Origin of the sequence: Streptomyces sp. NPDC085481, assembly GCF_044541845.1 — a bacterium.
Lineage (GTDB): Bacteria > Actinomycetota > Actinomycetes > Streptomycetales > Streptomycetaceae > Streptomyces.
This window is the reverse complement of sequence record NZ_JBITTJ010000007.1, coordinates 314466-335536: the sequence shown is the minus strand read 5'-3', so window position 1 is coordinate 335536 and position 21071 is coordinate 314466. Positions and strand designations below refer to the sequence as shown.

Below are 21071 nucleotides of genomic sequence, written 5' to 3'. Positions count from 1 at the left end.
CGACCATGAAACTGACGATTCTCGGAGGCGGCGGATTCCGGGTGCCGCTGGTGTACGGCGCCCTGCTTGGCGACCATGCCGAGGGGCGGGTCAGCCATGTCACCCTGCACGATCTGGACGCGGGGCGGCTTTCGGCGATCGCCCGGGTGCTCGGCGAGCAGGGCGCGGGGGTACCGGACGCGCCGGTGGTGACGGCGACGACGGATCTGGACGAGGCGCTGCGGGGTGCGGACTTCGTCTTCTCGGCGATCCGGGTGGGCGGTCTGGAGGGCCGGGCGGCGGACGAGCGGATCGCGCTTGCCGAGGGGGTGCTGGGCCAGGAGACGGTGGGTGCCGGCGGCATCGCGTACGGGCTGCGGACGCTACCGGTGGTGACGCACATCGCGGGGCGGATCGCGGAGCTCGCTCCGGATGCGTGGGTCATCAACTTCACCAATCCGGCGGGCATGGTGACGGAGGCGATGTCGCGGATCCTCGGTGACCGGGTGGTCGGCATCTGCGACTCTCCGGTGGGGCTCGGCCGCCGGGTGGCGCGGGTGCTCGGGGCGGCGCCGGGTGAGGCGTGGATCGACTATGTGGGACTCAACCACCTGGGCTGGCTGCGGGGGTTGCGCGTAGGTGGACATGACGTACTGCCGCGGCTCTTCGAGGACGACCGGCTGCTCGGCTCGTTCGAGGAGGGGAGGCTCTTCGGTACGGAGTGGCTGCGTTCGCTGGGTGCGGTGCCCAACGAGTACCTGCACTACTACTACTTCAACCGCGAGGCGGTCCGGGCCTATCGGGAGGCCGAGCGGACGCGGGGCGCGTTCCTCCTGGAGCAGCAGGCCGGTTTCTACGAGGAGACGGCCGAGCCGGACGCGCCCGCCCTGGCCGCGTGGCACCGGACGCTCGCGGAGCGCGAGGCGACGTACATGGCGCACAACCGTGAGGCGGCCGGGGTGGGTGAGCGCGACGAGGAGGATCTGGAGTCGGGCGGTTACGAGAAGGTGGCGCTGGCGCTGATGCGGGCGATCGCCCGTAACGAGCGGGCCACGCTGATCCTCAACGTCCGTAACCGGCATACTCTTTCGGTCCTGGACGCGGACGCGGTGATCGAGGTGCCGTGTTTCGTCGACGCGGCCGGTGCGCATCCGGTGTCGGTGGATCCGCTGCCGTACCACGCGGTGGGTCTGGTGACGGCGGTGAAGGCGGTGGAGCGTGAGGTGCTCGCGGCGGCGGAGAGCGGTTCGCGGGCGACGGCGGTGAAGGCGTTCGCGCTGCATCCGCTGGTGGACTCGGTGACGGTGGCCCGCCGGCTGGTCGAGGGGTATACGGCGGAGCATGCGGGACTTGCCTATTTGCGTCGTTGAGTTGGACGGCTGACGAACGGCTTTACTCGGTCAGGGGCGCGGCCTAGGCTCGCGCCCCATGACTTCACAGCGACGCAGGGGTGTGCGAAGAGGTGTGGCCAGGCTCGCGGCCGGCTCTCTGGTGGTCCTGGGGCTCCTGAGCACGGGGTCCGTGGCGGCCGGCAGCAGTCCGGGGAGCGCGGAGACGGGCGGGGCCACGGTGGTTCCCGTGCAGACCACGGGTCCCGCGGACCGGCGGTTCAATCTGGTGGTCATGGGCGACGGCTATACGGCCGCGGAGATGCCGGAGTTCCGGGCGGACGTGGAGCGGCATCTGAGCACGCTGTGGAGCGTGGAGCCGTTCGCCTCGTACCGCTCGTACGTCAACGTGTGGGCGGTGGAGGTGCCGTCGCGGGAGTCGGGGGTGGACTGCGATCCGGGTCTTGACGCGCCGGTCCGTGACACGGCGCTCGACATGGGTTTCTGGGGCGGCTGCAATCCGGCGAGCGTGCAGCGGCTGCTGACGGTCGACAGCGGCAAGGCGGCCTCGTTCGCGGACCTGGTGCCGGGGACGAGCCGCGCCAACCGGCAGATCGTGGCCCTCGCGAACAGCTCCACCTACGGTGGCGCGGGCGGGAGTTACGCGACGGCGTCCGGCGGGAACGCGTTGTCGGCGCTCATCACCCCGCACGAGATAGGGCATTCGCTGGGCGGCCTGCAGGACGAGTACGACTACTACGGCCGCGGTGTGCCGGGCGGGGCGTACGGGGACGGTGAGCCGTCCTCCGTGCATCACACGCTTCTGACGGAGCGGCAGATGCGGGAGCAGCAGGCCAAGTGGTGGCGCTGGCTGGGTGAGGAGAGCGAGGCCGGCGGGGTCATCGGCCGTCACGAGGGTGGTCTGTACAGCACGTCGGGTGTGTGGCGGCCGAGCCGCCATTCGATGATGAAGACGCTGGGTTACGCCTTCGACCAGGTGGAGCGCGAGGTGATGGTGCGGGCGATCTCCGCGAAGGTGGATCTGGTGCAGGACCACACGCCGGACGGGGCGCCGATCGGGGCCGACCGGACGGTGTGGGTGGACACGCTGCACCCGGTGGGCGGTGAACTGTCCTTGGAATGGCGTCTGGACGGCCGTCCGCTGCGGACCGGCGGCGCCCGCGCGGTCGATCTGCGCACGCTCGGCCTCTCCCCCGGGCGTTCGTACGCGCTGACGGCGACCGTCACGGATCCGACGCCGTTCGTCCGTGACCCGGCGGTGCGTGCGTCGGCGGCGCTGACCCGTACGGTGAGCTGGACGGTGGACCCGGCGCTGAGCACGCCGGAGGACACGACGCCGGCCGCGTTCGCGGGGCACACGGCCACGGACGCCCCGGTCGGCGCGCGCTCTGTGGTGTACGCGGACACGACGCATCCGGTCCGCCGGAGCCCGGCCGTGCGGTGGGCGCTGGACGGTCGGGCGGTCGCCAATCCGGGCAACGACCGCGATCTGGACCTGGGTTCGCTGCGCCTCGCACCCGGTACACACCGCCTGACCGCCCGGATCCCGGGTACGGACGGGGAGTTGAGCTGGACGGTGGACGCGTCCGCCGCCACCTCCTCGTACGAGCTGTCGAAGCCGCTGCGTACGGTGCACCGGCCGGGGAAGCCCGTCGAGTACGTGTACGACGGGGAGTTCACGATGCGGCTGACCGCCCGGGACGACCAGGAGGGTGCGGTCGTGAGCCAGTTCCGGGTGGACGGCGACGGCTGGTACACGTACTACGGCTGGCCCACGGACGCGGACGCGCCGTTCCGTTTCTCGCCGTCGGGCACGGTGATCGACGATCTCGTCTACGGCAAGCTGGGCCGAAGCCGTGCGGTGCCGTGGGACGACGCGACGCCCGACTACGGCACGCACACGGTGGAGTACCGGACGGTGGACGCGGCCGGGAACGTGGGCCGGGCGCGGAGCTTCCTGGTGACGCTGGTGAAGCCGTAGGAGCGCGCGGGGAAGGCGAGGAGGCCCCCGTCGGCGTGCCGGCGGGGGCTTTCGTCCGGTCTTCCGGGCGGCTCCGGGTACGGGGTCAGCGCTTGCGGCCGACCGCGGCCCAGCCCGGGATGGGGTCGTCGCCCTGGACCGGGACCGGTTCACCCAGTTCCGGGTGCCATTCGGCGGTGAGCGAGACTCCCGGTTCGACGAGGTCGAGGCCGTCGAAGAACGCGGCCAGTTCGTCGCGGGAGCGCGGCCGCAGGGTCAGGCCCCGCGCCTTGTACATGGCGGCGGCCTTCGCGGCGCCTTCGGGGTCGAAGTCGCCGGTGACGTGCGAGAGGACGAGGTAGCTGCCGGGCGCGAGCTTTTCGACGAGCTTGCCGACCAGTTCGTAGGCGCCGTCCTCGTCGCCGACGAAGTGCAGCAGGGCCAGCATCGACAGGGCGATGGGCTGGTCGAAGTCAAGGACCTTTCCGGCCCTTTCGAGGATGATCTCGGGGTCGCGGGCGTCCGCCTGGATGTACTCGGTGGCCCCTTCCGGGGTCGAGCGCAGCAGCGCCGCGGCGTGCGCGAGCACGATCGGGTCGTTGTCGCAGTACACGATCCGGGACTCCGGCGCGACGCCCTGCGCGATCTGGTGCAGGTTGGGCTCGGTGGGGATGCCGGTGCCGACGTCGAGGTACTGCCGTACGCCGTCGGCGCTGAGCCAGCGGATGGCGCGGTGCATGAAGGCCCGGTTGACCCGGGCCATGTCCCGGCCGCGGGCGTCGACGGTGAGGAGCTGGCGGGCCATCTCCTCGTCGACCGGGTAGTTGTCCTTGCCGCCCAGGAACCAGTCGTACATGCGCGCGGGGTGCGGCTTGCTGGTGTCGATGCGTATTCCGCTCTGTGGGGATGCGGCGTCCTGGGTCATCAACTCTCCTCGGCGGGACGAACGGTGGCACTTACAGCAAGAGTTACGCGACGGTAGGGGTGGGGCGGAAGGGGTCAGGTCAGCAGAAAGTCAGCCTGACCGGATTTCGCCCCCTGGATGAAGGCAGCGATCTCTCCGTGGGTGTAGATGAGCGCGGGTCCTTCAGGGTCTGCGGACTGTCGCACGGCGACTCTGCCGTCGGCCAGCTTCATGGCCTCCACGCAGTTGCCCCCGTTCCCGCCGCTCCACGGCTTGTGCCATCCCTCGGCACCGAGCTCGGCGGCGGGCATGCCGTTGTATATGCGATCCATTCACAGCTCCTTGCGGAGATTCCGGAGAATCTCCTTCGTGCGTTGTGCAGTCGCGGCCTGGGCCGCCATGCGGTCCATGACCTCGAGGTGGGAGGCCACCTCGGGGCGGGCGTCGAGGTAGACGGCGCCGGTCAGGTACTCGCTGTAGACCATGTCCGGGAGTTCGGGCATGGCGAAGCGGAAGAGGACGAACGGTCCGTAGGTGCCGGGGTGGTGGCCGGACGCGAACTCCGCGATCTGCAGGGTGACGTTCGGCAGCTCGGACGCTTCGAGCAGCCGGTCGAGCTGGTCGCGCATCACCTCGGGCCCGTGGCCGACGGGTCGGCGGAACACCGTCTCGTCCATGATCACCCAGAACTTGGGCGCGTCCTCCCTGGTGAGGAGGGACTGGCGCTCCATGCGGAGGGCTACGTGGCGGTCGATCTCCTCGGTGTCGTTGCTGCCGCCGACCGCGCCGCTGCGCAGGATGGCACGGGCGTACTCCTCGGTCTGCAGCAGACCGGGGACGAACTGGGGCTCGTACGCCCGGATGAGGCTCGCGGCCCCTTCCAGGCTGACGTACATGGAGAACCAGCCGGGCAGCACGTCGTGGAAGCGCTGCCACCAGCCGGGGAGGTTGGCCTCCTCCGCGAGGGCGACGAAACCCTCGGCCTCGGAGTCCGTGATGCCGTACGCCTTCAGCAGGAGCTGTACGTACGGGATCTTCAGCGCGACCTCGGCCGTCTCCATGCGCCGGATCGTGGCCGGGGCGACGCGGAGGATCTTGGCGGCCTCTTCCCTCTTGAGGCCGGCCCGTTCGCGCAGATCCTGCAGTCGCTTGCCGAGGACGACCTGTCCCACCGTGGGGGCGGACCGCGGCTCGCTCACTCTCAAGACCTCCCCGACGCGCTGTTTTCGATGAGTGTGCCACGAACACGGCCAGAGAGAACACCGCACTCTGCAATTTTCAGAGTGCCACTTGCCAAGTGTCCGACTCAGGAGCACAGTGTTCCGGTGAACCAGTACGCACTGCCGCCTGCGCCGCCGCGGTGGGTGCGTACGGCACTCCTGCCCACAGTTGTGAGGATCCGGTCGTGGCTTCTGGTAACGCGCACTCCTCAGGTCTCATGAGCCCCCGCGTCATGCCCCAGCGCCCACGACACCACGCCGACGTCCGCCGCTTCGCCTTCGAGCTGCCCGCCCGCACCGAGTCCGTCGCCCGGGCCCGCCGGCTCGCGGAGGAACGGCTCGCCCTGTGGGGCTGCGACGGCGAGATCCGCGACACCGTCCTCCTGATCGTCTCCGAACTCGTCACCAACGCCGTGGTGCACACCGCCAGCGGCCGGGTCGTCTGCGAGCTGCGCGAGGGCGAGGAGCGCCTGCGGATAGCGGTACGCGACGAGGGCGGCCCCGCCGGTCCGCGCATGCGCGACTGCGGCGAGGAGGAGCGCGGCCGCGGCCTCATCCTGGTCGACGCCCTGTCCTCGGCCTGGGGCGCCGACCGCACCGGCCACGGCACGGCCCAGGTCGTCTGGGCGGAACTCGCGCACGGCATGGCGGAGCCGTGCTGAGGTCCATGGCGACACTGCTCGCCCCGCGCGGCCGCAGAAACCCCGGGAACTCCCCCTTCCCCACCGCCGTCGGCGAGACCCGGCTCGCCGTGCCCGCCGACCTGCCGGCCACCCTCGGCTGCGACGCCGTGGGCGTCCCCGCCCGCTACGGCTTCCGCATCCTGTCCCGGCTGCCCGCCAAGGGCTGCGTCTACGCCGACACCGACTGGTGGTGGTGGCTGGTCCCGGCCGGCTCCGACCTGGACCTGACCTGGCCGCTGCCCGCCTGCTACGCCTCCGGCGCCGTGGTGCCCGACCGCCGGCCGCGGTTGTTCCACCACCCGGACGGCGGCTCCCCGTACACCCCTCCCATCCCCCTCTACCTGCTGATCTGCCAGCTGACGGGAATCGCTCCCTCGTGGAGCGTGCCGCCGCAGGTGCGCAGCGCACTGTGATCACGGGGCCGTAGATCGTAGGGTCGGAGCATGTTCTCCCCCGAGGGCCCCTCCCTCCGTGAGCTGACGGTGCAGGCGCTGTCGTCGGTCGAGCACGGGTACGACCTGCTCGCGACGAAGTTCGACGCCACTCCCTTCCGCACCCCGGACCGGCTGCTCGCCGCGGTCGCCGACGCCCTGGAGCCGCTCGGCCCCTTCGACTCGGGCCTGGACGTGTGTTGCGGCACGGGCGCGGGGCTCTCGGTGCTGCGCTCGGTGTGCGCGGGGCGGATCGCGGGCGTCGACTTCAGCTCCGGCATGCTCGGCGAGGCCCGCCGCGCCCACCCCACCGCCACGCTGCTGCGCGCCGACGCCCTGGCCCTGCCGTTCGCGCCGGTCTTCGACCTGGCGGTCAGCTTCGGCGCCTTCGGGCACTTCCTGCCCGCCGAGCAGCGTGTCCTCTTCCGCGGGATCCACGCCTCGCTGCGGCCCGGCGGCACCCTCGCCTTCCCGCTGCCGGCGCCGCCGCGGGTGGGTTCGGGGCCGTACTGGATGCTGTGGGGCTTCGACGCGGTGATGCGGGTCCGCAACGCGCTGTGGCGGCCGCCGTTCGTCATGTACTACCGCACCTTCCGCCTCGCGGACGTGCGCGCGCGGCTCGAGGACGCCGGTTTCCACGTGGGGCTGCTGCCGCTGCCGTCCCTGGGGACACGGGAGGACGGCAGCCCGCGGTGCCGGTTGATGGTGGCGCGGAAGGGGCTGTGAACGCGGGGGGCGCGGGGGCCAGTGAACGCCGAGGGGTCTGCACAACGCGGAAGGACCCTGGCTTTCGCCAGGGTCCTTCCGGTCTGTGTCCGAGGGGGGACTTGAACCCCCACGCCCGATAAAGGGCACTAGCACCTCAAGCTAGCGCGTCTGCCATTCCGCCACCCGGACTAGGTGTTTTGCCGCTCTGCGGTGTTCCCCGCGGCGACATGGATAACTCTACCAGGGGTTTGAGGTGCCTTTCACCAGCGTTTTCCGTGGTCAGTGGGGGGACGGGGCCGTTTTGTCGTTGATCCACTCCCGGGTGACCCGCAGGGCGTACAGGGTGTGTTCGTGCGTGTACGCGTGGTAGAGGCGGCCTAGCCTGCGCCGGATGAGCCACTTTTCCGCCCCGCCCCCGCCCTCGCCTCCTGCCTCGCCCTATCGCAGGCCGCGGATGCTGTCGCCGCTCCGGGAGCATCTGCGGGACACCTTCTGGTTCGCGCCGGTTGCGGCCATGGTCCTCGTGTTCCTGCTGTGGTGGGGGTGCGTGGAGCTGGACACGGCGATCGTCCGGGCGCTGCAGGAGGAGGGCGCGTACGACGCGGTCGGCGATCTGGCCGCGATCGCCGAGGACGCGAAGACGGTCGTGACGACGATCAGCTCGGCGATGATGACCTTCATCGGTGTCGTCTTCTCGATCTCGCTGGTCGCGGTGCAGATGGCGAGCGGGCAGTTCAGCCCGCGGGTGGTGCGGATCTTCGTCAGGAGCCGGATCACCAAGGCGGCCTTCGCCGTCTTCCTCGCCACGTTCCTGCTGTCGCTGCTCGTACTCACCTCGTACGACAGCGAGGCGGATCCGCGGCTCGTCTCGACCGTGCCGCTGCTGCAGTCGATCTTCACACTGCTCATGGTGGGGCTCAGCCTGCTGCTCTTCGTGGCGTACGTGAACTCGACACTGCGGCTGATGCGGGTGGGGCACGTGGTCGACCGGATCACGCGGGAGTCGTTCGGGGTGCTCGCGAAAATGCCGGGGTACGAGGCCGATGGCGGCGACCCCGGGCCGGTGACCGGGTATGTGGTGCACCGGGGGCGGGGCGGGTTGCTGCGGGACGTGAACGTGGCGCTCCTGGTGCGGGCGGCGCGGCGGCAGGGGGTGGTGCTGCGGCTGCTGCCGCGGATCGGGGACTTCGTGGTGCCGGGGACGCCGATCCTGGCCGTGCACGGCGGGCCGGTGCCGAAGCGGCTGGCGACGGCGGTGTCGGTGGGGGCGGAGCGGACCTTCCACCAGGACCTGGGGTTCGGGCTGCGGCAGCTCGCGGACATCGCGCTGCGGGCGCTGTCCCCCGCGGTCAACGATCCGACGACGGCCGTGCAGTGTCTGGACCGGATCACCCAGTTCCTGGCGGCGCTCGCGGTCCGGCCGCTGGGGGCGGTGGCGTACGGGGAGGGGCGGGACGGCCGCGGGGCGGTGCGGCTGGTGCAGGACCTGCCGGGGTGGACGGATCTGGTGGATCTGGGGTTCGCCGAGATCCGGGGCTGCGCGGCGGGCAACCCGCAGGTGTCACGGCGGATGCTGGCGGGGCTCGACGACCTCCTTTCGCTGGTGCCGCCGGAGCGCAGGGAGCCGCTGCTGCGGCACCGCACGCTCCTGACGCAGCTGGTGGAGCGCACGGTGCCGGAGGCCGCGGACCGGGCCTTCGCCCTGGAGCCGGACCGTCAGGGGATCGGTTAGCGCTTCTCCCTCAGGGAGTGGAGGTGGGCGCTGGACCTGCGGGCGAAGGAGAGGGAGTCGGCGGGGTTGTCGTGTTCGGCCTGCCAGTGGTGTCCGGGGCGGCCGTGGTGGGTGCGGTTCACGGCGGAGATGAAGCGCCGGTAGTCGATGTCGCCGTCGCCGACGTCGGTCATGCGGTAGCCGTAGGGGGCGGCGGAGTCGTCGCGTTCGCCGTCCTTGACGTGGAAGAGCGGGTAGCGGTGGGGCTGGGCGAGGACGTAGTCGAGCGGGTCGAAGGGGGCGGGGGTGCCGTCGGGGCGCCGTGAGTAGCGGTACTGGCCGACGTAGGCCCAGAAGACGTCCATCTCCAGGTGGACGAGTTCGGGGTCGGTCTCGGCGAGCAGGACGTCGTAGAGGCGGACGTCGGGGCGGTCGGCGGCGAAGGAGAACTCCTCGGAGTGGTTGTGCTGGTAGAACTTCATGCCGCGCTTCCTGGCGGCGGCGCCGAAGCGGTTGAACTCCTCGGCGCAGCGCTTCCAGCCGTCGACGGTGGGGCCGTAGCGCCAGGGGCCGGAGGCGGTGCCGATGTGCGGGAGACCGAGGGCTGCGGCGTCGTCGAGGACGCGGTCGAGGTTCTGGGCGAAGGTGTACGCGGTGGGGTCGTCGGCGTAGTAGCCGACATGGCTGCCGATGCCGCGCAGGCCGTGGTCGGCGGTGAGGCGCCTGAGCTGGGCGAGGGTGAGAGGGCCTGCCGATCCCTGCGTGTAGCCGGCGAACTCGACCTCGTCGTAGCCGTACTTGCGGAGTTCGGTGAAGACGGCGGCGAAGCCGAGGGTGGAGACCTTGTCGCGCAGGGAGTAGAGCTGGATGCCGAGGCGGCCGGGCGGCAGGACGGGGCGTCCGTGGCCGTGACCGTGGCCGTGGCCCTGTGCGGTGGGGGTGGGCGCGGGGGCCGGGCCGGCGATCGGGGTGGGGGTCGGGGTGGGGGTCGCCTGGGCGGGGGTGGCCGTGGCGCCGAGGAGGGCGGCGGCGGTGGCGCCTGCGGTGACGCCGAGCATGTTGCGTCTGCTGAGGCGGTGGGTGAGTTCGGGGTCTGCGGCGGCTCGGCGGGTGCGGCGGGTGCGGCTCATCTGTGGATAACTCCTCGTTGTCGGTGATGTCTGCTTCACTGGAATCCAGTCGGCCGGCCGGTCGATCCGTCAGTTCAGACCGGCCAGTCCGAGCAGCAGGGACTTCACATCGGTGGCCGCGACGCGGCCGCTTACGGCGCGGGGGGTGGAGCAGAGAATGAGCGGACCGTCGTCTTCGCTCGTGGGGATGCCGCCATGGCTGCCGCGAATAGGTGAGGGATCGAGGGGCACGACCGCGAGCCGGTAGCGCATGCCGAGCTTCTTGCGGGCGATCGCCGTGGCCGCCCTGATGCGTACGTACGGGTCGAGCGGGTCCAGGAGGAGTTCGGCGGGGTCGTAGCCGGGCTTGCGGTGGATCTCGACGAGCCGGGCGAAGTCGGGGGCCTTGGTGTCGTCGAGCCAGTAGTAGTACGTGAACCAGGCGTCGGGCGCGGCGAGGGCGACGAGTTCGCCGGAGCGCGGATGGTCGAGGCCGTGCTCCTTCTTGCCGGCGTCGTCGAGGAGCGTGTCGAGCCCGGGGAGGCCGGCGAGGGCGGCGCGGGTCGCTTCGAGGTCGGCGGGGCGGCGGACGTAGACATGGGCGATCTGGTGGTCGGCGACGGCGAAGGCGCGTGAGGCCATCGGGTCCAGGTATTCCATGCCGTCCTGGGTGTGGACCTCCAGGAGTCCGGCGCGGCGCAGGGCGCGGTTGATGTCGACGGGGCGGTCGGCGCGGGTGATGCCGTACTCGGAGAGGGCGACGACGGTGCGGCCCTCGGCGCGGGCGTCGGCGAGGAGCGGGGCGAGGGCGGCGTCGAGTTCGGCGGCGGCGCGGTGGGAGCGCGGGTCGTCGGGGCCGAAGCGCTGGAGGTCGTAGTCGAGATGGGGGACGTAGGTCAGGGCGAGGTCGGGGCGGCGGGTGCGCAGGATGTGGCGGGTGGCGTCGATGATCCACCGGCTGGAGACGAGGTCGGCGCCCGGGCCCCAGAAGTGGAAGAGGGGGAAGGTGCCGAGGGTGTCGGTGAGTTCGTCGTGGAGGGCGGGGGGCCGGGTGTAGCAGTCGGGTTCCTTGCGGCCGTCGGCGTAGTAGACGGGGCGGGGTGTGACGGTGATGTCGGTGTCGGCGCCCATGGCGTACCACCAGCAGATGTTGGCGACGGTGTAGCCGGGGTGGGCGCGGCGGGCGGCGTCCCAGAGGCGGTCGCCGTGGACGAGGCCGTTGTGCTGGCGCCACAGGAGGACGTCGCCCAGTTCGCGGAAGTACCAGCCGTTGCCGACGATGCCGTGTCCGGAAGGGAGGGTGCCGGTGAGGAAGGTGGACTGGGCGGTGCAGGTGACGGCCGGCAGGACGGTGGAGAGGGCGGCCTGGGAGCCGTCGCGGGCGAGGGCCTTCAGGCGGGGCATGTGGGGCAGCAGCCGGGGGGTGAGACCGACGACGTCGAGGACGAGGAGGGGTGTGGGCGTCATGGGAGTTCCTTGAGGCCGAGGTCGGTCAGCAGATCGCGGGCGAGGGTGAGTTCGGCGGCGATGCCGTCGGCGAGCCGGCCTCGGGTGCGGGGGCGGCGGTCGGGCGGGAGGGCCTGCCAGGTGTAGGTCTCGACCTCCAGGTGGCGGGTGCGGGGGTGGGGGCCGCCGACGAGCAGGGCGAGCGCGTCCTTCAGGACGGGGAGGGTGGAGGTGAGCGGGGGCGCCGGCGGGGCGTGCAGGGGGACGTGGAAGTGGGCGCGCCACGGACTGGAGTCGGGCAGGGCGTTCCCGGCGAGGGCCTCGGGGAGGTCGTCGGTGCCGCGTGGCCCGGTGGCGGTGAGGGTGCGGGTCTGGTGGAGGAAGCGGGGCTCGGCGAAGGCGGCGAGTGCCTCGCGTACCTCGGGGAGGTGCGGGTGTTCGGCGTGCAGGGCGGCGGAGAGCTGGGCCTTGGGGATGCGGATGCCGGCGGCGGTGAGACGGGCGAGGGCGGTGTGCGGGTCTTCGAAGGAGGTGGCGAGGTGGCAGGTGTCGAGGCAGACGCCGATGCGGGGGCTCGCGACGGCGGTGAGGGGGGCGATCGCGTCGGCGACGGTCTCGACCGTGCAGCCGGGTTCCGGTTCGAGCCCGATGCGCACGGAGCGTCCGGTGAGCTCTTCGAGGGCGTCGAGGCGTTCGGCGAGGGTGCGGAGCGCGGTGCGGGTGGTGTCGGCGGCGCGGGTGTCGAAGGGGGTGCGCCAGGCGATCGGGAGGGTGGAGACGGTGCCTTCGGTGACGTCGTCGGGGAGGAGGGAGGCGAGCAGCCGGGCCAGGTCGGTGGTGTGGGCGAGGCGTTCGGGTCGGGTCCAGTCCGGTTGGTAGACGCGGTATTTGACCTCGTCGGCGCCGAAGCCTTCGTACGGGAAGCCGTTGAGGGTGACGACCTCGAGGCCCCGGCGGTCGAGTTCGGCACGCAGGGTGCGCAGGGCGGCCGGGTCGGCGACCAGGGAGCGGGCGGCGTCGCGGGCGAGCCAGAGGCCGATGCCGAGGCGGTCGCGGCCGAGGCGGCGGCGGACGGGTTCGCAGTGGTCGCGGAGTTGGGCGAGGACGCCGTCGAGGGTCTCGGCGGGGTGGACGTTGGTGCAGTAGGCGAGGTGGACGGTGGAGCCGTCGGGGTGGCGGAAGCGCATGGCCGGCTCCTCTCATTCCCCGCCACGCCGGATGGAGTTGCCCTCGTGGAGACCGTCCTCGGCAGCGGGGACGTCGAGCCGGAGGCGGCTGCCGGGGCCGTAGAAGGCGACGGGGTTGCGCCACAGGACGCGGTCGACATCGTCCTCGGTGAAGCCGCCGGCGAGCATGGCGTCGGCGACCCGGCGGGTCTTCAGGGGGTCGCTGTGGCCCCAGTCCGCGGCGGAGTTGACCAGTACGCGCTCGAGACCGTGTTCCTTGAGGAGGGCGACCATGCGGGCCTCGTCCATCTTGGTGTCCGGATAGACGGAGAAGCCGAGCCAGGCGCCGCTCACGGCGGCCTCCTTGACGGTGGCCTCGTTGAGGTGGTCGAGGAGGATCCGGCCGGGGTCGAGGGCGGACTCCTCGATCACGTCGAGGGTGCGGCGCAGTCCGGCGAGCTTGTCGCGGTGCGGGGTGTGCACGAGGGCGGGCAGCCCGTGGTCGGCGGCGAGCTGGAGCTGGGCGGCGAGGGCGTGGTCCTCGGCGGGGGTCATGGAGTCGTAGCCGATCTCGCCGACGGCGACGACGCCGTCCTTGTCGAGGTAGCGGGGCAGGTGGTCGAGGACGGGCGTGCAGCGGGGGTCGTTGGCCTCCTTGGGGTTGAGGGCGAGGGTGCAGTGGTGGGCGATGCCGTACTGGGCTGCGCGGAAGGGCTCCCAGCCGAGGAGCGAGTCGAAGTAGTCGAGGAAGGAGGCGGGAGAGGTGCGGGGCTGGCCGAGCCAGAAGGAGGGTTCGACGACGGCGCGGATCCCGGCCGCGCGCATGGCGCGGTAGTCGTCCGTGGTGCGCGAGGTCATGTGGATGTGCGGGTCGAAGATGCGCATCAGGACTCCTCGGTGGGGGCGGCGGCCAGGGCGAGGACGCGGTCGAGGTCGGCGGGGACTGCGCGGCCGGCGGCGGTGCGTTCGGCGGCGTAGTCGCGGAGCATCCGGGCGAGTTCGGTGTCGCCTGCGGCACGGCGGGCGAGCCCGGCGACGGAGTCGACGGGGACGGCGGTGAAGAGGCATTTGAGGACCGCGTGGCGCCACAGGTGCGGGGGGAGGTGGGTGGCCGCGTAGGGGCCGAGGGCGGCGGCGAGGAGAGTGGTGTCGTGGGTGCGCAGGGCGTCCTCGACGAGCGGCAGGGCCTCGGGTCCGGTGACGAGGGAGGGCAGGGCCAGGAGGACGGCACGGCGTTCGGCGGAGGTGCCGTGCCCGTAGAGCCTGGTGAGCGTGGCGAGGTCGGCGCGGGCCGCGGTCAGGAGGCGCAGGCGGGCGCTGTCGGCATGCTCCTGGCCGCAGTGGCGGCCGGCGGCGGCGAAGTGCGACTCCCAGCCGGGGCTGCGGGCGGAGGCGACGGCGAGGGCGCTGTCGAGCCAGGCGCGGGCGGGATCGGTCAGCATGCCGGGGCCTCCCGGGAGCGGTGGCGGGGTCTTTCCGGGGCGGTTGTGCGGAGGAAGGCGAGGGACTTCCGGGCCAGTTCGGGGCCTGCGTGGGAGTGGCGGGGCAGTTCGACGACCGTGAGGCCGGGGTAGCCGGCGGCCGTCAGGTCGGCGAGGGCGGCCAGGAGGGGCGGGAAGTCGATCTCGCCGTCGCCGAGGGGGAGGTGCTCGTGGATGCCGCGGCGCATGTCCTCGATCTGGACGTGGTGCAGCCAGGGGGCGGCGGCCCGGAGGCAGTCGGCCGGGGGCAGCGGTTCGAGGCACTGGCAGTGGCCGAGGTCGAGGGTGAGGCCGAGCACGGCGGGGTCCGGGTCGCCGAGGAGTCCGCGCAGCCGGTGGAAGTCGTCGAGGGTGGCGAGGAGGTGTCCGGGTTCGGGTTCGACGGCGAGCGGGATGCGGGCGGTTGCCGCGGCCTCCAGGACGGGGCCGAGCGTGTCCGTCAGGCGCTTCCAGGCGGTCGTGGTGGCGGTGCCTTCGGGCGTGGTGCCGCTGAAGCAGTGGACGGCGTGGGCGCCGAGGTCCTCGGCGACGCGCAGAGCGGTGTGCAGGAGCCGGGTACGGGCGGCGCGGGCCTCGGGGTCCGGGGCGAGGAGGGAGGGGCCGTGTTTGCGTCGTGGGTCGAGGACGTAGCGGGCGCCGGTCTCGACGGTGGCGGTGAGCCCGAGCGCGGCGAGCCGCCGGGCGACGTGGGCGGTGCGCGCGGCCAGGTCGGGGGCGAGGGGGTCGAGGTGCATGTGGTCGAGGGTGAGTCCCACGCCGTCGTAGCCGAGGTCGGCGAGGAGGGCGAGGGCGTCGTCGAGCCGGAGGTCGGTGAGGCCGTTGGTGCCGTAGCCGAGGCGGGGGCGTGCGCGGCGGCCGGGTGTGCCGGTCATGTGGGGCTCACCTTCCGGGCGAGGGCGCGGGCGAGCGGGGCGAGGGCGAGGACGGCGAGTGCGGTGCCGGGGGCGCCGGCGCGGGCGGCGAGGGTGGCCTGGAGGGGGATCAGCGCGCGGATGCCGCCGCCGACGGCGCGTTGGGTGAGGGGCGGTGAGGGGTTGAGGGTGGCGTGCAGGAGGGCGGCGGCGGGGGTGCGGGCGTAGGCCAGGGCGAGGGTGGGGGTGAGGAGGGAGGCCGCGGGAGTGGGTCGTGCCGCGGCCGTGGCCACGGCGAGGGTGGCGGCGAGCGCGGCGGCCGGTGGCGCGGTCGCGCCTCCCTGGGTCTCGTGGCGCGAGACGGCGGTGACGGCGTAGGTGTGGGCGCCGAGGAGCAGTGCGGGGGCCAGGATGCGGGGTAGTGGCCGCGTCCCGGCGGGGTCGGCCCGTCGCGCCGCGGTGGCCTGCGCGCCCAGGAGGTGGTCGAGGGTGCGGGCCGCGGCCATGGTGGCGGGGGCGAGCGGGGTGTGTTTGAGGTGGAGGTCGTAGGACCAGACCGTGGCCGCGAGGGCGGTGGCCACGGCCAGGGGCGGGCGGCCCGCGCGGGCGGCGAGGGCGAGGCCGGCGGCGGTCAGGGCGGCGGAGGCGGCGAGGGCGGTGGCGGGGCGGACGCGGCCCGAGGGGAGGGGGCGGTGCGGGCGTTCGACGGCGTCCTGCGCGCGGTCGGCCCAGTCGTTGAGAGCCATGCCCGCCTCGTACAGGCAGAGGGAGGAGCCGAGGGCGAGGAGCGTCCCCCGGTTCGGCCGGGACCCGAGGGCGGCGGCCCCGGCGAGCGCGTCGCCCGGCACGGTGGCCAGCGCCGACACCCGCAGCAACTCGGCCCAGGCCCCGGCCGATGCCCTCGCGTGCGGCCCCACCGGCCCTCGCAGCAGCTCGGCGCCGGCGGCGGCCATGGACCTGGCGCGTGGCCCCACGGTCCACCGCTGTCGCGCGGCCCCGGCGCCGCCGGCCGAGGCGCTCGCTCGCGGGCTCACCGTCCCTCCTCCCCCGGTCGCGCCGCGAAGGTCACAAGGCGGGCGTACTGGTCGGCGAGGCCGGGCCGTGGGGTGCCGTCCGGGTCCTTGAAGTAGAAGGCGAGGTCTTCCAAGGGGCCGGTGAGGCCGCGGGCGTGGGCGTGGGCCGTGAGGCGGGCGAGGTCGAGGACGAGGGGGGCGGCGAGGGCGGAGTCGCAGCCCTGCCAGGTGGTCTGGAGGACCATCCGGGAGCCGAGGAAGCCGTCGAAGGCGATGTGGTCCCAGGCGGTCTTCCACTCGCCGAGGGCCGGGACGTCGTCGATGTGGACCTGTCCCTGGACGCCGGGGCCGAGGGTGTCGGTGAGGACGCGTTCCTTGCCGGCGTTCTTGGCGGCCGCGGCGGCCGGGTCGGCGAGCGCGGCGCCGTCGCCGCCGCCGAGCAGGTTGGTGCCGGACCAGGCCCGTACCGTCAGGGCGCGCTGGAGGAACATCGGGGCGAGCACGGAGCGGAGCAGGGTCTGGCCGGTCTTGCCGTCCTGCCCCGCGTACGGCAGTCCGCTCGCCGCGACCGCGTCCGCGAGGTCCGGGTGGCGCAGCCCGGTCGACGGGGTGAAGTTGACGTACGGGCAGCCTGCGCGCAGCGCGGCGGCCGCGTACAGCGAGCTCGGTGGGAGCCCGGCGCCCCCCGACGCCGGCTCCGTGGAGGCAACATTGACGACCACCACCCGGTCCAGGTCCAGTCCAATCCGGAAGTCCGTCAGGTCGGCGGCGAAGGCGGCGATCAGTTCGGCCTCGCCGCGGGTGTCGCCGGGCAGGGGCCCGCCGGGCCGGATGGCGGCGTCGGCGGCCTCCAGTTCGGCGGCGATGGCCGGGGCGAGGCCGGGCGGGAGGACCCCGGCGACGGTCAGCGCTTCGGCGCGTTTGGGGAGCGGGCAGTCGGCGGTGTCGTGGCCGCCGAAGACCAGAGAGGCGAGCGGCACGAGCCCGGCTCCGGCGAACGGCGGGGTCTCCGTCACCATGCCGGTCGGCGGGTGCAGTCCCGCGGTGACCGCGGCGCAGCCGGCGACGGCCGTGGTGGCGACCGAGCCTCTCGCTCCGACGAGCCAGACTCCGGTGCGCGGTGCGGTGTCGACGGCCACGACTGCCTCCTTCGGGGGAAGAGGGAATGGGTGACGGCGGGCGGGGGGTACGGCGCCGCCCCGCCCGCCGTCGGCTCAGGGGAGTTCCTTGATCCGGATGTTGCGGAAGGAGACCTGGTCGTCGGCTCCGTGGTTCTGGATGCCGAGGTGACCGCCCGCCAGGCTGCGGGCCGGGTCGGTGTTGGTGAAGTCGTTGATCTTCACGCCGTTGAGGAGGACCTGGAGCCGTTCGCCCTGGACCTTGATCTCGTAGCTGTTCCACTGCCCGGGCGGCCGCAGGACCCGGTCGCGGGCCTTGAGGTCGGCGGACTTGAAGCCGTAGACGGCACCGGTGGTGCGGTCGGGGGCGTCGGTGGCGTCGATCTGGATCTCGTAGCCGTTGTTCACGGCCGACCAGGGGTCGTCGGAGGCGGGGAAGCCGACGAAGATGCCGGAGTTGTCGTCACCGGCGGTCTTCCAGTCCAGGGTGAGGGAGTACGAGCGGAACTCCTTGGCCTGGTACCAGAGCAGGCCCATGCCGCCGGTCGAGCGCAGTTCGCCGCCGTTGACCTCGAAGCCGCCGGGCCCCGCCTGCTTCCAGCCTTCGCCGGTCTCGCCGTTGAACAGGGAGCGGTAGCCGGTCTGGGGGCGGCAGTCGGCCTTGACCTGGCCGGTGGCGTAGCGCAGGCCGCCGAGCAGGTGCTGCCGGAAGGCGACGTCGGCGTAGGACTCCTTGGTGTGGCCGCCGCCGGTGTAGAAGGAGCGGCCGCCGCCGTAGGACTGGCACCAGGCGATGGGGTGGTCGCCCTTCATGGTGCCGCCCTGGTAGGTGGTCTCGTCGAGGGTGGCGAGGACGCGGGCCTGGCCGCGCGGGTTGGTGCGGTAGTTGTACCACTCGTCGGTGCGCTGCCAGGCGCCGTCCAGGTGGGCGGTGGCCGGGTGGGTGTGGTCCTCGACGCGGACGGTGGCGGGCTGGATCTGCGGGTGGGACTGGAAGTAGGCGCCGACGAGACCGCCGTAGAAGCCCCAGTCGTACTCGGTGTCGGCGGCTGCGTGGACGCCCATGTAGCCGCCGCCGGTGGCCACGTAGTGCTCGAAGGCAGCCTGCTGGTCGGCGTCGAGGACGTCGCCGGTGGTGGAGAGGAAGACGACGGCGTCGTAGCGGGCGAGGTTGCTGGTGGTGAACTGGCGTGGTTCCTCGGTGGCGTCGACGGTGATGCCGCCGGTCGCGCCGAGTTCCTTGAGGGCGGTGATGCCGGCCGGGATGGAGTCGTGGCGGAATCCGGCCGTGCGGGAGAAGACCAGGACGCGTTTGGCGGTGCGGTCGGCGGGCCGGTCGGAGAGGGTGAAGTCGTCGACGTCGTAGAGGGCGCCGGCGCCGCCCTTGAAGACGAGGAAGAGAGAGGTGGTACGGCGCGGGGCGTTGCGCAGGGGCACGTCGACGTCCTGGAAGGTCTCCCAGCCGCCGGTGACGGGGACGGGCGCGGAGCCGAGGAGGGTGCCGGTGGGCGATCCGGTGCGGACCTCCAGGAAGCCTCCGGCGCCGCCGGAGGAGACGCGGGCGGTCAGCTTGGTGGCGCCGGTGAGGATGTACGGCGTGAAGGAGATCCAGTCGCCGTCGTGGACGTCGCCGACGGTGCGGCCGCCGTTCGCGGGGGCCTTGTCGATGACGGCGATCCCTGACGAGGTGTCGAAGTGCTCGGCCTGGCGGTGACGGGGCTGGAGCTTGGCCTGGTCGCGGCCGGTGAGGGCGGCCTGGCCGCCGCCTCCGCCGTCGGTGTACTCGGCGTTGAACACGGCGAAGATGTTGGCGTCGTCGTCGTGTCCGCCGTCGGCGTCGGTCTTGATGGTGCCGGTGCAGCCGGTGGCGGTGGTGACGGGGTGGCCGTGGCTGTCGTGGCCGAGGACGTAGGTGACCTTGACCTTGGCGCAGTCGATCGGGCCGGTGGCGCCGTCCTCGGGGTCGCTGACGGTGACCTTGAACGGCACCTCGTCACCGAAGCTGAACAGCGCTCCGTCGGCCGGGAGTTCGAGGGTCACCTTGGGTGCGGTGTTGCCGACGACCACGTGGACGGAGGCGGATCCGGTGCGCCCGGTCGGGTCCTCGGCGGTGACGGTCGCGGTGTAGGTGCCGTTCTTGCGGTACGTGTGGGTCGGGTTGGCGGCGGTGGAGGTGCCGCCGTCGCCGAAGTCCCAGCTGTAGGTGAGGGCGTCGCCGTCGGCGTCGGTGGTGCCGGCGGAGGAGAAGGCGACCTTCAGCGGCGCCTTGCCGGAGGTCTTGCTGCTGCTCGCCTCCGCGGCGGGCGAGCGGCCGCCGGTGGCGTTCTCGATGCGGTAGAGGCCGGAGTTGTCGTCGCCGCCGAACCAGGCGGTGCCGTAGTCGAGGACGTACAGCGCGCCGTCGGGCCCGAAGGCCATGTCCATCACCTGGGTGCCGGTCCAGGGGACCGGGTCGATGGACCGTACGGTGCCGTCGGCTTCCTGGTCGATGCGCTTGACCCAGCGGCGGCCGAACTCGCCCGCGAAGAAGTCGCCGTCGTAGGACTCGGGGAACTTGACGGGCGAGGTGCTGGCGGCGTCGTAGCGGTAGACGGGGCCGCCCATGGGGGATTCGGAGCCGGTGCCGAACTCGGGTACGGAGCCTCCGTCGTACGGGATCCAGGCGGCCTCGGCGGGCGGCAGGTCGACGAGTCCGGTGTTGTACGGGGAGTCGTTCCTGGGCGCCGCGCAGTCGAAGGTGGCGCCGGAGGTCCCGGTCGCGAAGTCGTAGTCGACGTACGGGTCGTTCGCGCCGGTGCAGAAGGGCCAGCCGAAGTTGCCGGGCTTGGTGACGCGGGCGAACTCGACCTGGCCCGCGGGGCCGCGCCGGGGGTCGGCCGCGCCGGCGTCGGGGCCGTAGTCGCCGACGTACACGACGCCGGTGGTCTTGTCGACGCTGAAGCGGAAGGGGTTGCGGAAGCCCATGGCGTAGATCTCGGGCCGGGTCCTGTCCGTGCCGGGTGCGAAGAGGTTGCCGGCGGGGACGGTGTACGAGCCGTCCTCGGCGACCTTGATCCGCAGGATCTTGCCGCGCAGGTCGTTGGTGTTGCCGGAGGTGCGGCGGGCGTCGTAGGCGGGGTTGCGGCCTGGGCGTTCGTCGATGGGGGTGAAGCCGTCGGAGGCGAAGGGGTTGGAGTCGTCGCCGGTCGACAGGTAGAGGTTGCCCTGCGCGTCGAAGTCGATGTCGCCGCCGACGTGGCAGCAGATCCCGCGGGTGGCGGGGATGTCGATGACCTTCTTCTCGCTGGCGTTGTCGAGGGTGAAGTCGGCGTCGAGGGTGAAGCGGGAGAGCCGGTTGACGCCGTCGAACCTGGCGAAGTCGGCGGCGGTGCCCTCGTTGGGGGCGTCGCCGGCCGGGGTGGTGAGCGGCGGGGCGTAATAGAGGTAGACCGCCCGGTTGCGGGCGAAGTCCGGGTCGAGGCCGATGCCTTGGAGGCCCTCTTCGTCGTGGGTGTAGACGGGGATCCGGCCGACGACGGTGGTGTTGCCGGCGGCGTCGGTGCGGCGCAGCTCGCCGTTGCGTGAGGTGTGCAGGACGCTGCGGTCGGGGAGCACGGCCAGGGACATGGGCTCGCCGACCTCGGCGGCTCCCTTGGCGAGGGTGATCTGCTGGAAGTCCTCGGCGGCGGCGCCGGCGGCGGTGTCCGGCTCGGCCGCGAAGCCCTGGGGGGCGCCGAGGGCGAGCAGTCCGACCGTGAGCAGGGCGAGCAGCTTCCTGGCTCGGGGGCGTTGTCTGTGCACGGATGTCCTCCGGAGTAGGGCCGGGTGTGCGGATGTCCGGGGACCGGCGTGCGCCGTCACGCTGGTCGAATGGGCCAATTATGTCATGTACACATCAAGAACCGTAGCGAGGTTCGTCCAGAGCGGGAACCCCTTGCGCACGATCCCGTCGAACTTTCCACC

General features: G+C 72.5%; 18 protein-coding genes and 1 tRNA gene. 6 read left to right on the top strand and 13 right to left on the bottom strand.

Features of this window, described 5'->3' with window-relative positions:
- The first annotated feature begins 5 nt into the window (after positions 1-5).
- Together ACIGEZ_RS18065 and ACIGEZ_RS18060 are read left to right on the top strand one after the other, a co-directional pair.
- A complete protein-coding gene (locus tag ACIGEZ_RS18065) occupies positions 6-1349 on the top strand; it encodes a 6-phospho-beta-glucosidase (RefSeq protein WP_399832042.1) in 1344 nt (447 codons plus the stop codon).
- A gap of 208 nt (positions 1350-1557) precedes the next feature.
- Entirely contained in the window at positions 1558-3309 is a 1752-nt protein-coding gene (locus tag ACIGEZ_RS18060) for a M64 family metallopeptidase (protein ID WP_399832040.1), read from the top strand.
- 85 nt (positions 3310-3394) lie between these two features.
- Here the strand turns inward: ACIGEZ_RS18060 and ACIGEZ_RS18055 are convergent, their stop codons facing one another.
- The 3 genes from ACIGEZ_RS18055 to ACIGEZ_RS18045 all read right to left on the bottom strand — a co-directional run bounded on the left by ACIGEZ_RS18055 (position 3395) and on the right by ACIGEZ_RS18045 (position 5391).
- Positions 3395-4213, bottom strand: coding sequence for an SAM-dependent methyltransferase (locus ACIGEZ_RS18055; protein WP_399832038.1), 819 nt, complete (start codon positions 4211-4213; stop codon positions 3395-3397).
- A gap of 74 nt (positions 4214-4287) precedes the next feature.
- Positions 4288-4524 carry a DUF397 domain-containing protein gene (locus ACIGEZ_RS18050; protein WP_015037566.1) on the bottom strand — a complete coding sequence of 79 codons (237 nt, stop codon included), beginning with the start codon at positions 4522-4524 and terminating at the stop codon, positions 4288-4290.
- Positions 4525-5391, bottom strand: a complete 867-nt coding sequence (locus ACIGEZ_RS18045) for a helix-turn-helix domain-containing protein (RefSeq protein ID WP_399832036.1) — start codon at positions 5389-5391, stop codon at positions 4525-4527.
- Positions 5392-5645: 254 nt separating this feature from the next.
- Here ACIGEZ_RS18045 and ACIGEZ_RS18040 point away from each other — a divergent pair, with 254 nt between their 5' ends.
- From ACIGEZ_RS18040 to ACIGEZ_RS18030, 3 genes are read left to right on the top strand one after another with little or no spacing between them, the layout of a single operon-like run.
- Positions 5646-6074 (top strand): ATP-binding protein, encoded by a 429-nt coding sequence (locus tag ACIGEZ_RS18040; protein WP_399832034.1) that lies wholly within the window; start codon positions 5646-5648, stop codon positions 6072-6074.
- 5 nt (positions 6075-6079) lie between these two features.
- A complete protein-coding gene (locus tag ACIGEZ_RS18035; RefSeq protein ID WP_399832031.1) occupies positions 6080-6508 on the top strand; it encodes a hypothetical protein in 429 nt (142 codons plus the stop codon).
- 30 nt (positions 6509-6538) lie between these two features.
- Complete coding sequence (locus ACIGEZ_RS18030) at positions 6539-7252, top strand: class I SAM-dependent DNA methyltransferase (protein WP_399832029.1); 714 nt, start codon at positions 6539-6541, stop codon at positions 7250-7252.
- Positions 7253-7338: 86 nt separating this feature from the next.
- On the opposite strand, the gene ACIGEZ_RS18025 is transcribed toward ACIGEZ_RS18030, so the two are convergent.
- Positions 7339-7423, bottom strand: a tRNA-Leu gene (locus ACIGEZ_RS18025).
- Positions 7424-7625: 202 nt separating this feature from the next.
- Between ACIGEZ_RS18025 and ACIGEZ_RS18020 the strand changes: the two genes are divergently transcribed.
- Positions 7626-8966 carry a DUF2254 domain-containing protein gene (locus ACIGEZ_RS18020; protein WP_399832027.1) on the top strand — a complete coding sequence of 447 codons (1341 nt, stop codon included), beginning with the start codon at positions 7626-7628 and terminating at the stop codon, positions 8964-8966.
- On the opposite strand, the gene ACIGEZ_RS18015 is transcribed toward ACIGEZ_RS18020, so the two are convergent.
- The 9 genes from ACIGEZ_RS18015 to ACIGEZ_RS17975 form a co-directional block, all read right to left on the bottom strand.
- Positions 8963-10075, bottom strand: a complete 1113-nt coding sequence (locus ACIGEZ_RS18015) for a sugar phosphate isomerase/epimerase family protein (protein WP_399832025.1) — start codon at positions 10073-10075, stop codon at positions 8963-8965. The two genes, ACIGEZ_RS18020 and ACIGEZ_RS18015, sit on opposite strands and share 4 nt — an antisense overlap.
- Before the next feature lie 69 nt (positions 10076-10144).
- On the bottom strand, positions 10145-11521 hold the full coding sequence (locus tag ACIGEZ_RS18010) for a nucleotide pyrophosphatase/phosphodiesterase family protein (RefSeq protein ID WP_399832023.1): 1377 nt from the start codon (positions 11519-11521) through the stop codon (positions 10145-10147).
- Positions 11518-12687: a metabolite traffic protein EboE gene (gene eboE / locus ACIGEZ_RS18005; protein WP_399832021.1), complete on the bottom strand. Its 1170-nt coding sequence runs from the start codon at positions 12685-12687 to the stop codon at positions 11518-11520. The genes ACIGEZ_RS18010 and eboE overlap by 4 nt, the downstream gene beginning before the upstream one ends.
- 12 nt (positions 12688-12699) lie before the next feature.
- A complete protein-coding gene (locus tag ACIGEZ_RS18000) occupies positions 12700-13551 on the bottom strand; it encodes a TatD family hydrolase (protein ID WP_399832019.1) in 852 nt (283 codons plus the stop codon).
- Positions 13551-14108, bottom strand: a complete 558-nt coding sequence (locus ACIGEZ_RS17995) for an EboA domain-containing protein (RefSeq protein WP_399832016.1) — start codon at positions 14106-14108, stop codon at positions 13551-13553. Before ACIGEZ_RS17995 ends, ACIGEZ_RS18000 begins: the two co-directional genes overlap by 1 nt.
- On the bottom strand, positions 14102-15019 hold the full coding sequence (locus tag ACIGEZ_RS17990) for a sugar phosphate isomerase/epimerase family protein (RefSeq protein ID WP_399832014.1): 918 nt from the start codon (positions 15017-15019) through the stop codon (positions 14102-14104). The genes ACIGEZ_RS17995 and ACIGEZ_RS17990 overlap by 7 nt, the downstream gene beginning before the upstream one ends.
- A complete protein-coding gene (locus ACIGEZ_RS17985; protein ID WP_399832157.1) occupies positions 15016-15951 on the bottom strand; it encodes an SCO3242 family prenyltransferase in 936 nt (311 codons plus the stop codon). The genes ACIGEZ_RS17990 and ACIGEZ_RS17985 overlap by 4 nt, the downstream gene beginning before the upstream one ends.
- Before the next feature lie 77 nt (positions 15952-16028).
- On the bottom strand, positions 16029-17150 hold the full coding sequence (locus tag ACIGEZ_RS17980) for an inositol-3-phosphate synthase (RefSeq protein ID WP_399832012.1): 1122 nt from the start codon (positions 17148-17150) through the stop codon (positions 16029-16031).
- 75 nt (positions 17151-17225) lie between these two features.
- Positions 17226-20909 (bottom strand): ThuA domain-containing protein, encoded by a 3684-nt coding sequence (locus tag ACIGEZ_RS17975; protein WP_399832010.1) that lies wholly within the window; start codon positions 20907-20909, stop codon positions 17226-17228.
- Between the last annotated feature and the right edge of the window lie 162 nt (positions 20910-21071).

Bases quoted from the DNA above. Each gene is read 5' to 3' on its own strand.
- ACIGEZ_RS18065 (WP_399832042.1), top strand. From the start codon at position 6: ATGAAACTGACGATTCTCGGAGGCGGCGGATTCCGGGTGCCGCTGGTG.
- ACIGEZ_RS18055 (WP_399832038.1), bottom strand. From the start codon at position 4,213: ATGACCCAGGACGCCGCATCCCCACAGAGCGGAATACGCATCGACACC.
- ACIGEZ_RS18050 (WP_015037566.1), bottom strand. From the start codon at position 4,524: ATGGATCGCATATACAACGGCATGCCCGCCGCCGAGCTCGGTGCCGAG.
- ACIGEZ_RS18040 (WP_399832034.1), top strand. From the start codon at position 5,646: ATGCCCCAGCGCCCACGACACCACGCCGACGTCCGCCGCTTCGCCTTC.
- ACIGEZ_RS18035 (WP_399832031.1), top strand. From the start codon at position 6,080: ATGGCGACACTGCTCGCCCCGCGCGGCCGCAGAAACCCCGGGAACTCC.
- ACIGEZ_RS18030 (WP_399832029.1), top strand. From the start codon at position 6,539: ATGTTCTCCCCCGAGGGCCCCTCCCTCCGTGAGCTGACGGTGCAGGCG.
- ACIGEZ_RS18020 (WP_399832027.1), top strand. From the start codon at position 7,626: ATGAGCCACTTTTCCGCCCCGCCCCCGCCCTCGCCTCCTGCCTCGCCC.
- ACIGEZ_RS18015 (WP_399832025.1), bottom strand. From the start codon at position 10,075: ATGAGCCGCACCCGCCGCACCCGCCGAGCCGCCGCAGACCCCGAACTC.
- ACIGEZ_RS18010 (WP_399832023.1), bottom strand. From the start codon at position 11,521: ATGACGCCCACACCCCTCCTCGTCCTCGACGTCGTCGGTCTCACCCCC.
- eboE (WP_399832021.1), bottom strand. From the start codon at position 12,687: ATGCGCTTCCGCCACCCCGACGGCTCCACCGTCCACCTCGCCTACTGC.
- ACIGEZ_RS18000 (WP_399832019.1), bottom strand. From the start codon at position 13,551: ATGCGCATCTTCGACCCGCACATCCACATGACCTCGCGCACCACGGAC.
- ACIGEZ_RS17995 (WP_399832016.1), bottom strand. From the start codon at position 14,108: ATGCTGACCGATCCCGCCCGCGCCTGGCTCGACAGCGCCCTCGCCGTC.
- ACIGEZ_RS17990 (WP_399832014.1), bottom strand. From the start codon at position 15,019: ATGACCGGCACACCCGGCCGCCGCGCACGCCCCCGCCTCGGCTACGGC.
- ACIGEZ_RS17985 (WP_399832157.1), bottom strand. From the start codon at position 15,951: ATGGCCGCCGCCGGCGCCGAGCTGCTGCGAGGGCCGGTGGGGCCGCAC.